Annotated in this window: 11 protein-coding genes and 1 pseudogene; 8 read left to right on the top strand and 4 right to left on the bottom strand. The window is 72.9% G+C overall.

The window, feature by feature from the left end:
• Positions 1 to 93: 93 nt before the first annotated feature.
• Positions 94 to 1,128, top strand: a pseudogene (locus tag ACIQWA_RS27690) (APC family permease); the annotation flags it as partial.
• Positions 1,129 to 1,213: 85 nt separating this feature from the next.
• Positions 1,214 to 2,494, top strand: coding sequence for an exodeoxyribonuclease VII large subunit (gene xseA, locus ACIQWA_RS27685; protein WP_402487121.1), 1,281 nt, complete (start codon positions 1,214 to 1,216; stop codon positions 2,492 to 2,494).
• Here the strand turns inward: xseA and ACIQWA_RS27680 are convergent.
• Positions 2,488 to 2,976, bottom strand: coding sequence for a GNAT family N-acetyltransferase (locus tag ACIQWA_RS27680; protein ID WP_402487119.1), 489 nt, complete (start codon positions 2,974 to 2,976; stop codon positions 2,488 to 2,490). The genes xseA and ACIQWA_RS27680 overlap by 7 nt on opposite strands.
• Before the next feature lie 94 nt (positions 2,977 to 3,070).
• Here ACIQWA_RS27680 and ACIQWA_RS27675 point away from each other — a divergent pair, with 94 nt between their 5' ends.
• Together ACIQWA_RS27675 and ACIQWA_RS27670 are read left to right on the top strand one after the other, a co-directional pair.
• Entirely contained in the window at positions 3,071 to 3,328 is a 258-nt protein-coding gene (locus tag ACIQWA_RS27675; RefSeq protein ID WP_360230956.1) for an exodeoxyribonuclease VII small subunit, read from the top strand.
• 210 nt (positions 3,329 to 3,538) lie between these two features.
• On the top strand, positions 3,539 to 4,141 hold the full coding sequence (locus tag ACIQWA_RS27670; protein WP_360230958.1) for a malonic semialdehyde reductase: 603 nt from the start codon (positions 3,539 to 3,541) through the stop codon (positions 4,139 to 4,141).
• A gap of 126 nt (positions 4,142 to 4,267) precedes the next feature.
• Here ACIQWA_RS27670 and ACIQWA_RS27665 read toward each other — a convergent pair whose 3' ends face one another.
• The gene (locus ACIQWA_RS27665) at positions 4,268 to 4,804 is read right to left on the bottom strand and encodes a DUF4245 domain-containing protein (protein ID WP_402487117.1); all 537 of its coding nucleotides are present in this window, start codon (positions 4,802 to 4,804) and stop codon (positions 4,268 to 4,270) included.
• A 214-nt stretch (positions 4,805 to 5,018) separates the two neighbouring features.
• Between ACIQWA_RS27665 and glpX the strand changes: the two genes are divergently transcribed.
• Positions 5,019 to 6,059 (top strand): class II fructose-bisphosphatase, encoded by a 1,041-nt coding sequence (gene glpX, locus ACIQWA_RS27660; protein WP_402487115.1) that lies wholly within the window; start codon positions 5,019 to 5,021, stop codon positions 6,057 to 6,059.
• 133 nt (positions 6,060 to 6,192) lie between these two features.
• Here the strand turns inward: glpX and ACIQWA_RS27655 are convergent, their stop codons facing one another.
• Positions 6,193 to 6,570 (bottom strand): WhiB family transcriptional regulator, encoded by a 378-nt coding sequence (locus ACIQWA_RS27655; RefSeq protein ID WP_402487137.1) that lies wholly within the window; start codon positions 6,568 to 6,570, stop codon positions 6,193 to 6,195.
• A 315-nt stretch (positions 6,571 to 6,885) separates the two neighbouring features.
• Positions 6,886 to 7,596 (bottom strand): DUF1707 domain-containing protein, encoded by a 711-nt coding sequence (locus ACIQWA_RS27650; RefSeq protein WP_402487136.1) that lies wholly within the window; start codon positions 7,594 to 7,596, stop codon positions 6,886 to 6,888.
• Positions 7,597 to 7,838: 242 nt separating this feature from the next.
• Here ACIQWA_RS27650 and ACIQWA_RS27645 point away from each other — a divergent pair, with 242 nt between their 5' ends.
• The 3 genes from ACIQWA_RS27645 (at position 7,839) to ACIQWA_RS27635 (ending at position 10,189) form a co-directional block, all read left to right on the top strand.
• On the top strand, positions 7,839 to 9,506 hold the full coding sequence (locus ACIQWA_RS27645) for a fumarate hydratase (RefSeq protein ID WP_360230966.1): 1,668 nt from the start codon (positions 7,839 to 7,841) through the stop codon (positions 9,504 to 9,506).
• Positions 9,507 to 9,659: 153 nt separating this feature from the next.
• Positions 9,660 to 9,932, top strand: coding sequence for a type II toxin-antitoxin system Phd/YefM family antitoxin (locus ACIQWA_RS27640; protein WP_402487113.1), 273 nt, complete (start codon positions 9,660 to 9,662; stop codon positions 9,930 to 9,932).
• Complete coding sequence (locus ACIQWA_RS27635) at positions 9,929 to 10,189, top strand: Txe/YoeB family addiction module toxin (protein WP_380401831.1); 261 nt, start codon at positions 9,929 to 9,931, stop codon at positions 10,187 to 10,189. Before ACIQWA_RS27640 ends, ACIQWA_RS27635 begins: the two co-directional genes overlap by 4 nt.
• Positions 10,190 to 10,226 lie beyond the last annotated feature (37 nt).

The raw sequence follows: 10,226 nt of genomic DNA, 5'->3' as shown, positions 1-10,226 counted from the left end.
CGAGCGCGTGAGCGTGGCCGTTCCCATGGCGTACCCCTTGTGACCTGCGGAAACGGTCCGCTGCCGAGCAGAACACCGGGTGTTGTATCTGCTCCCGCGGTGGCCTACCTGTTCTCCGGGATCGCGCTGAACTCGCTGGTGCCCGGGGTCTCGCGCTGGGTGTGGACGGCGGTCGCCGTGCTGGTGACCACCGCGCTCAACCTGGCCGGGGTGCGGACGGCGGCCGCGGTCGGCTTCGCGGTGCTCGCGCTGGAGATCGCGGTGCTGGCGGTGTTCGTGGTCGCGGCCGTGGTGGTGCTGGTGCGGGACGGCGCGCGGCGCGGCTGGGACACGCCCTTCACCGCCGTCGGGGACTTCTCGCTCACCGCGGTGATCTCGGCGGTGTCCGTCGCGGTGCTCTCCTACCTGGGCTTCGACGCGATCGCGACCTTCGTCGAGGAGGCGGTCGGCGCCTCCGCCGCGGTGGCCCGGGCGGTGCTCTGGTGCCTGGCGCTGGCCGGGCTGCTGTTCGTCGTCCAGACCTACCTGGCGGCGGTGTTGGAACCCGACACCCCGCAGCAGTTGGCCGCCGACCCGGCCGCCCAGGGCTCCGCCTTCTACGACACCGTGGAGGGCGGCATCGGCCACTGGCTGCACGTGCTGGTGGCGAGCAGCAAGGCGATCGGCGCGGCCTTCGCGGCGCTCGCCGGGCAGGCGGCGGCCGGCCGGCTGGTCTTCGCGATGGCCCGGGACGGGCGGCTGCCCCGCGTGCTCGGCTCGGTCGACCCGGGCAGCGCGGTGCCGCGCCGGGCGCTACTGGCGGCCGCGGTGGTCACCATGGCGGCGGCGGTCTGGGCGGCCGAGCGGGACGACGGGCTGGACCAGCTGACCTCGGTGGTGAACGTGGGCGCGCTGACCGCCTTCGCGCTGCTGCACGCCTCGGTGATCGGCTGGTACACCGTCCGGCACGGCTCGCCCGACCGGCTCCGGCACCTGGTCGTCCCGCTGCTGGGGATCGCGGTGATCGGCGCGGTGGTCTACGAGGCCTCGACCACGGCGCAGCTGGTCGGGCTGGTCTGGCTGGCGGTCGGCCTGGTGGTGCTGGGCGTGCAGGGCAGTACGGCGCACGGTGTCGGCGGGCGCCGCTAGCCACGGTGTCGCCGAGCGTTGCCGGGGACGGTGTCGCTGGGCGTCGCCGGGGACGGTGTCGGCGGGCGCCGCTAGCCTCGTACGCATGGCCAACCCCAGCTCCCCCGAAGCCCCGCTCCCGGTCGGCAAGGTCTCCGCGCTGATCGGCGGCTGGATCGACCGGCTCGGCGCGGTGTGGGTCGAGGGGCAGATCACCCAGCTCAGCCGCCGCCCCGGCGCGGGCGTGGTGTTCCTGACCCTGCGCGACCCGCAGGCCGACGTCTCGCTCACGGTGACCTGCTTCCGCTCGGTGTTCGAGCAGGTCGCGGACGTGGTGCAGGAGGGCTCACGGGTCGTGGTGCACGCCAAGCCGGAGTGGTACGCGGCGCGCGGGCAGCTCTCGCTGCGGGCCTCGGAGATCCGCCCGGTGGGCCTGGGCGAGCTGCTGGCCCGGCTGGAGCAGCTCAAGCGGCGCCTGGCCGGGGAGGGCCTGTTCGCGGCGGAGCGCAAGCGGCGGCTGCCGTTCCTGCCGCAGTGCGTCGGGCTGGTCACCGGGCGCGGCTCGGCGGCCGAGCGGGACGTGCTGGAGAACGCCCGGCGGCGCTGGCCGGCGGTGCGCTTCGAGGTGCGCAACGTCCCGGTGCAGGGGGTCAGCGCGGTGGAGCGGGTGAGCGCGGCGGTGCGGGAGCTGGACGAGCACCCCGAGGTGGACGTGATCATCGTGGCCCGCGGCGGCGGCAGCGTGGAGGACCTGCTGCCGTTCTCGGACGAGGGGCTGGTGCGGCTGGTCGCGGCCGCCCGTACGCCGGTGGTCAGCGCGATCGGGCACGAACCGGACCAGCCGCTGCTGGACTTCGTCGCCGACCTGCGCGCCTCCACCCCGACCGATGCCGCCAAACGGGTGGTTCCGGACGTCGGCGAGGAGCTGGCCAAGGTCCGCCAGCTGCGCGACCGGGCCCGCCGGCACGTGCAGGCCCGGGTCGAGCGCGAGCAGCACGGGCTGGACGGGCTGCGCAGCCGCCCGGCGCTGGCCGCCCCGCACCGGATGCTGGACGGGCGCGGCCAGGAGGTGGAGGGCCTGCTGGAGCGGTCACGGCGCACCCTGCGGCACCGGCTGGACCACGCCCAGAGCGACCTCGGGCACACCCTGGCCAGGGTGGTCGCGCTCTCCCCGGCGGCCACCCTGGAGCGCGGCTACGCGGTGCTGCAGCGGACCGACGGCACGGTGGTGACGGACCCGGCGCTGCTCGCGGCCGGGGAGGGGCTACACGCCCGGGTCGCGGGCGGCGGCTTCGACGTCACCGTGGCCGCCGGGACGCCGGACACCCCGGCGGAGCCCCGGCGCGCGGCCGGGCCGCGGGCGAAGGCCCCGGCGGAGCCTCAGTAGGGGCGCTTGCGGGACAGCGCCGTCGAGTACTCGGCGAAGCCCAGGCTGCGGTAGAGCGCCTCGCCGCCGCTGCTGGCGTGCAGGTCGACCCGGCCGACCCGGCGACCGTCGAACCAGTCCAGCAGCGCCACGGTGCAGGCCCGGGCGTAGCCGCGCAGCCGCCGGTCGGGGTCGGTGCAGATGTTGAAGACGGAGCCGAACAGGCCGTCCGGGTTGCCGGGCGAGGGCAGTCGGTGCTCCAGGGTGCCGACGGCGCAGGCGGCGAGCCGGCCGGGGCGCTCCGGGTCGTCGACCACGAAGGCGGACATGGTGAGCTCCTCGGCCGGGGCGGCCAGCCGTTCGCGCAGCATCCGCTCGGCGGCGGCCTGCCAGGGGGCGGGACCGGCCAGCGCGGCCATGCCGGGCATCTCCTGCAGCATCACGTTGCGCAGCCGGACCAGCTCGGGCGCGTCGGCGGGGGCGGCGGGGCGGACTTCGATCATGCCGCGGAGGCTAACGCCGCGGGCCGCCCGGCCGCACCCGGGTTTCGGCCCGTGGAACCCGCCCCTGTCGGCACCAGCCCCTACGCTGGCACGCATGGCAGAGCAGCAGGAGCAGCAGGACGCGGCGGCGCCGACCCCGGACGACGCGCTGGGCTACGAGCACGCCCGAGACGCGCTGCTGGACGTGGTCCGGCAGTTGGAGAACGGCGGCACCTCCCTCGAGGAGTCACTGGCGCTGTGGGAGCGTGGCGAGCAGCTGGCGAAGGTCTGCCAGCGCTGGCTGGACGGCGCCCGGGCCCGACTGGACGCCGCGCTGGCCGCCGAGGAGGGCGCGGGCCCGGCCGGGGAGTGACCCGGCCCCGGGTACCCGACCCCGGGCGCACGGCCCGAACGCACGACCCCGGGCGCACGGCCCCGGGCGCACGGCCCCGGGCGCACGGCCCCGGCCTGTGAGGCAGCTCACAAGGGCTTGGGGAATCGTTGAATCTTCACCTATGTTGGAGGAAGCGATCGGCCCCGCCGGTCACCCCGACGAACCCCCTCCCGCATGAGGTGCAGAAGCATGACCACCGACGCCCTGGTACTCGACGCCGCCGCTCAGGACCTGCTGTTCCGCGAGGCCCGCACCGCCAACACCTTCACCGACGAGCCGGTCACCGAGGAGCAGGTCCAGGCCATCTACGACCTGGTCAAGTTCGGCCCGACCGCCTTCAACCAGCAGCCGCTGCGCGTCGTCCTGGTCCGCTCCGCCGAGGGTCGCGAGCGCCTCGTCCAGCACCTGGCGGACGGCAACAAGGCCAAGACCTCCACCGCCCCGCTGGTGGCCATCCTGGCCGCGGACAACGAGTTCCACGAGGAGCTGCCGACCCAGTTCCCGCACTTCCCGCAGGCCAAGGACGTGTTCTTCTCCGAGCGCACCGTCCGTGAGCGCTCCGCCGCGCTGAACGGCGCCCTCCAGGCCGCGTACTTCATCATCGGCGTGCGCGCCGCCGGCCTGGCCGCCGGCCCGATGACCGGCTTCGACGCCGAGGGCCTCAACAAGGAGTTCTTCGGCGACGGCGAGCACTCGGTGCTGGCCGTGGTCAACATCGGCAAGCCGGGCGACGACGCCTGGTTCCCGCGCTCCCCGCGCCTGGAGTACGACCAGGTCGTCACCACGGTCTGATCGCACCCCGCGACGGCGAAGGGCCCGCACCGGTTCCGGTGCGGGCCCTTCCGCGTGTCCGGGGCGCCGGAGGTTCCGCGCCCGAGTGGGGCGCCGGGGGCCTCCGCGCCCGGGCGGGGCCCGGCGCTACTTGAGCGCCTGGGCCAGCTCGGCCATCTCCTCGTAGGAGGCGGTGCCGGTGATCATGGTGGTGGCCGAACCGGTCTGGACGGTCAGCGCGCGGGCCTTGTCACCCTGCACCCGGTCCCAGGTGCGCCCGGCGGTGTCCGCGGTGCCGTCCGGCTGGGCGCCGGCGACCTTGTCGGCGAGCAGCTTCTCGCGCGGGACGTCGGCCTGCTCGACCGCCGCGTACTGGCCGGAGGGCGTCACGAAGCCCAGGTGCCAGGCGTTGCCCTTGCCGTTGTTGATGCCGGCCGGCGTGTAGCTGACCGAGGTGGCCCGCCACTTGTCGGACAGCCCCTCCGGGGACAGCAGCGGGTACGGCGCGGCGCGCTTCGCCGAGGCCGCCTCGACCTTGTAGGCGACCACGTGCACCGGATCGCCGTTCGCGTCGTGCGGGAGGAACAGGTAACCGATCCAGACGACGAAACCGACCGCCAGCATCGACAGGACCATGTCCCGTACGGTCTGCCGACCCCTCATGCCCTTGCTCTCTGCAGCCACCCACCCATGGTGACTCATCCACACACCGGCCCGGCCACCCGGGGTGTGCACGTACGGGTGAACCGGGACGAACCGGGGCCTTCCGCCCGGGGTGGCGACCCGCGCCACAGACAGTCATCTCGTGGGCAGATACGATCGCATCACCCTCACCACGGCGTTCGACCTGGCAGTAGTCGGGCGCTCACTGGCCGTCGCGTACAGAGAGGTAACGACGATGACCACGCAGTACCCGCACCACCTTCCCAGTGCCCTGGAGGTCGCGCCCGAGGCTCCGGACCGGAACCTCGCGCTCGAGCTCGTCCGGGTCACCGAGGCGGCCGCGATGGCCGCCGGCCGGTGGGTCGGCCGTGGCGACAAGAACGGGGCCGACGGCGCCGCCGTGAAGGCCATGCGCACCCTCGTCTCGACCGTCTCGATGAACGGCGTCGTCGTCATCGGCGAGGGCGAGAAGGACGAAGCCCCGATGCTCTACAACGGCGAGCGGGTCGGCGACGGCACCGGCGCCGAGTGCGACGTCGCGGTCGACCCGGTGGACGGCACCACGCTGACCGCCAAGGGCATGAACAACGCGGTGGCCGTGCTGGCCGTCGCCGACCGCGGCACCATGTTCGACCCCAGCGCCGTGTTCTACATGGACAAGCTGGTCTGCGGCCCGGAAGCCGCCGACTTCGTCGACATCACCGCCCCGCCGGCCGTCAACATCCGCCGGGTCGCCAAGGCCAAGGGCAGCGCCGTCGAGGACGTCACGGTGGTCGTGCTCGACCGCCCGCGCCACGACGACCTGGTCCGGCAGATCCGCGAGGCCGGCGCCCGGATCAAGTTCATCTCCGACGGCGACGTGGCCGGCGCCATCATGGCCGCCCGCGAGGGCACCGGCATCGACCTGCTGATGGGCGTCGGCGGCACCCCCGAGGGCATCATCGCGGCCTGCGCGATGAAGTGCATGGGCGGCGTCATCCAGGGCCGGCTGTGGCCCAAGGACGAGGCCGAGCGGCAGAAGGCCCTCGACGCCGGGCACGACCTGGACCGGGTGCTCACCACCAACGACCTGGTCAGCGGCGAGAACGTGTTCTTCGTCGCCACCGGCATCACCGACGGCGAGCTGCTGCGCGGCGTGCACTACCGCTCGGAGACCGCCACCACCAGCTCGCTGGTGATGCGCTCCAAGAGCGGCACCATCCGCGAGATCAACTCGGTCCACAAGCTGTCGAAGCTGCGGGCCTACAGCGCCATCGACTTCGACCGGGCCAACTGACCCGGACCGGAAGCAGTCGTCCCGACGCGCGGCCCCGGCGGACTCCCCCCTCCGCCGGGGCCGCGCGGCGTATCCGTCCCGGTCGCCGCGGCGACCATCGCAGAAAATGCGGCCGCGGATCTTCGGCCCGGCGTCAACCCGCTATCCGGCGCCCGGCCGTGGCCACCCGGGCCGCCTCGCGCAGCTCCGCGTCCCGGCGGCGGCGCCGGGCCAGCACCACCCGCCGCTCGGCGGCCGTCAACCCGCCCCAGACCCCGTACGGCTCCGGCTGGGCCAGCGCGTGCTCGCGGCACTCCAGCAGCACCGGGCAGCGGGCGCACACCTGCTTGGCCTGCTCCTCCCGTGACAACCGGGCCGCCGTCGGCTCCTTCGAGGGCGCGAAGAACAGCCCCACCTCGTCCCGCCGACAGGCCGCACCGGTGTGCCACGGATTGTCCTCACCCGCGGCCTGACCCGCCGTGCCGCCCGGGGGCTGCGGCTGCGGGGGGACGGCCGGACGGCGCTCCAGCAACTGGGCGGCGGCGACTGGCGAGGTGGTGCGGGACTCGATCGGATGCAGCACGGCCGTACTCCTGACGAGGCTCTCGGACACGGGGAACCTCGCTCCCCTGCCCGGCTGCGAGCCCCCGCTGTCCAACGCCCGGGGCGGCCGCTGGGCCGCCTCCGGTGCACAGCCGTAACAAGAAGCGATGTGCGGAAGGAACTACCCCGTCCGGCCGCGATTCATGCACACTGCACGCAATCGACTACGGAGTGCACCGGACACAACGCCGAGTGCCCGACCGGGAGTTGATCCCCGGCCGGGCACTCAAAAGGTCAATTCGGGCTAATCCGTCCCGAGTTGCTTGCGCACCCACTCCTTGAGCTTCTTGCCCCGGCGCGGCTTGGCCTCGCAACCGCCGAACAGGGCAAGGCCCTTGACCCGCACGACCGGAGCGTACGGATCCGCCGCGGTCTGCTCCCGGACGTCGAAACCGCCGAAGATGCCCACCCCGGAACCGAGCAGGGTCACGTTCTCCGGCACCCGGATGTCGACCCCGCCGAACACCGCCGTCACCGTGATCTCCACCTCGGGGGACTCGAAGACGGCGTCGGTCAGGTCGATCTCCACCCCGCCGAAGGCGGTGAAGGCCGTCAGGTGCGAGCCCACCCGCCAGCGGCCCTTGCGGGAGGCGCCGCCGAAGATCGCCACCACCGACGGCGCCTCGTGCCGCGCCGGCGGCAGCGGCCTGGCGGGCGCGGGGGCCGGCGCCGCGGCACCCAGCGGCGGCTTGTCGAAGGACACCGAGCGGTGCGCGGGCAGGTCCCTGGTCAGCGGGACGAGGTCGCCGAAGGTCTTGGCGGCGTACGCGGCCTCGATCCGCTCGGCGTGCTCCTCCGCGTCCAGCCGCCCCTCGGCGTAGGCGTCCCGCAGCAGCTCCGCGACCCGCTCGCGGTCGGCGTCCGAGACCCGCAGCTCCGCCTCCGCCACCGGGGCGGCGGGCGTCCGCGGGGCGGCCACCGGTGCGGGCCGCGGCTCGGGCTCGGGCTTGGTCAGGGGAACGGGCGCCGACACCGGCGGCAGCCCCGGACCGTCCTGCGACGGCGAGTTCTCCGGCGAATTCTCCGGCGTGTTGTCCGGCGTGTAGTTCACGGGCCAAGCCTAGTCGCTCGCACTCCCGCCCGAGTGAGCCCGGTCACGCAAGGCAGACCTGTCCGCATGCGTCCCGCGGCCGGGTCCTACCCTGGATGGTGCTTCGCCGACGCAGCCGGACCACTGGACCCCTAAGGACCGCCCCGATGGCTCCCACGCCAGACTTCGAGTACAGCGACCTGCTCCCCCTGGGCGCTGACCCGACCCCGTACCGCAAGCTCACCTCCGAGGGTGTCTCCACCTTCGAGGCCGGCGGCCGCACCTTCCTCCAGGTCGAGCCCGAGGCGCTGCGCCTGCTCACCGCCGAGGCGATGCACGACATCTCGCACTACCTGCGCCCCGCCCACCTCGCCCAGCTGCGCCGCATCCTGGACGACCCGGAGGCCAGCCCGAACGACCGCTTCGTCGCGCTCGACCTGCTCAAGAACGTCAACATCTCGGCCGGCGGCATCCTGCCGATGTGCCAGGACACCGGCACCGCCATCGTCATGGGCAAGCGCGGCCAGAACGTGCTCACCTCCGGCGCCGACGAGTCCGCCATCGCGCGCGGCGTGTACGACGCGTACACCAAGCTCAACCTGCGCTACTCCCAGATGGCCCCGGTCACCATGTGGGACGAGAAGAACACCGGCAACAACCTGCCGGCCCAGATCGAGCTGTACGCCACCGACGGCGACGCGTACAAGTTCCTCTTCATGGCCAAGGGCGGCGGCTCGGCCAACAAGTCGTACCTGTACCAGGAGACCAAGGCCATCCTGAACGAGGCCAGCATGCTCTCGTTCCTGGAGCAGAAGATCCGCTCCCTCGGCACCGCCGCCTGCCCGCCGTACCACCTGGCCATCGTGATCGGCGGCACCAGCGCCGAGTTCGCGCTCAAGACCGCCAAGTACGCCTCCGCGCACTACCTGGACAACCTGCCCACCGAGGGCAACGCCCGGACCGGTCACGGCTTCCGCGACCTGGAGCTGGAGGCCAAGGTCACCGAGCTGACCCAGAAGATCGGCATCGGCGCCCAGTTCGGCGGCAAGTACTTCTGCCACGACGTCCGCGTGGTCCGCCTCCCCCGCCACGGCGCCTCGCTGCCCGTCGCGATGGCCGTCTCCTGCTCCGCCGACCGCCAGGCGCTCGGCAAGATCACCGCCGAGGGCGTCTTCCTGGAGCAGCTGGAGACCGACCCGGCGAAGTACCTGCCGGACACCACCGACGAGCACCTGGACGAGGACGTGGTGCGCGTCGACCTCGACCAGCCGATGTCCGCGATCCGCGCCGAGCTGTCGAAGCACCCGGTCAAGACCCGGCTCTCGCTCACCGGCACGCTCGTCGTCGCCCGTGACATCGCCCACGCCAAGATCAAGGAGCGCCTGGACGCCGGCGAGGGCATGCCCAAGTACCTCCAGGACCACCCGGTCTACTACGCCGGCCCGGCCAAGACCCCCGAGGGCTACGCCTCCGGCTCCTTCGGCCCCACCACGGCCGGCCGGATGGACTCCTACGTCGACCAGTTCCAGGCCGCCGGCGGCTCGATGGTCATGCTCGCCAAGGGCAACCGCAGCAAGCAGGTCACCGACGCCTGCGCCGCCCACGGAGGCTTCTACCTCGGCTCCATCGGCGGCCCGGCCGCCCGCCTCGCGCAGGACTGCATCAAGAAGGTCGAGGTGCTGGAGTACGCCGAGCTCGGCATGGAGGCCGTCTGGCGCATCGAGGTCGAGGACTTCCCGGCCTTCATCGTCGTCGACGACAAGGGCAACGACTTCTTCCGCGAGACCACCGAGGGCCCGCTGATCACCAACCTGCGGATCCGCTCCAAGGAGTAGCCCCCGCGGAGCGCCCCGCGCCCGCCACCGCACCGCCCCGGCCGCCCTCTCGCGGCCGGGGCGGTGCCGCGTGGTCGCGATGCCGTAGCCGGTGGTACGGGAACCTCGTACCATGGCAGTACCAATTTTCGGTACGAGCTCGGAGGCCTGACCATGGCGATCAGTGCGAGCGAGGCGCGCACCCAGCTGTTCCCGCTGATCAAGAAGGTCAACGACGACCACACCCCGATAAGAATCACTTCCAAGAGCGGGGACGCGGTCCTCATGTCCGCCGAGGACTACGACGCATGGCAGGAGACGATCTACCTGCTGCGCTCCCCCGCCAACGCCCAGCGGCTCATGGCGGCCGTCGCCCGCGACAAGGGCGGCGCCTCCGGCCTCACCAGGACGCCGGAGGAACTGGAAGCCCTGGCGGGTGAGGTGTGAGGAGTGTCCACTTCGACCCGGACGCCTGGGAGGACTTCCTCTTCTGGCTCGGTTCGAACCGGAAGATGGCTCAGCGGATCGCCCGCCTGGTCGGCGAGATCCAGCGCGACCCCTTCGCCGGGATCGGCAAACCCGAACCGCTGAAGGGCGACCTGGCGGGCTACTGGTCACGCCGGATCGACGACGAGCACCGCCTGGTGTACCGCGCCGACGAGAAGGAAGTGAAGATCCTCAAGGCCCGCTACCACTATCAGTAGTCCGGCCTGTCCCGGTCTGCCCCGGCCTGTCCCGGTC

The organism is Kitasatospora sp. NPDC098652, from assembly GCF_044760155.1.
Classification (GTDB): domain Bacteria; phylum Actinomycetota; class Actinomycetes; order Streptomycetales; family Streptomycetaceae; genus Kitasatospora.
This window is presented reverse-complemented; position numbering and strand designations above follow the sequence as displayed.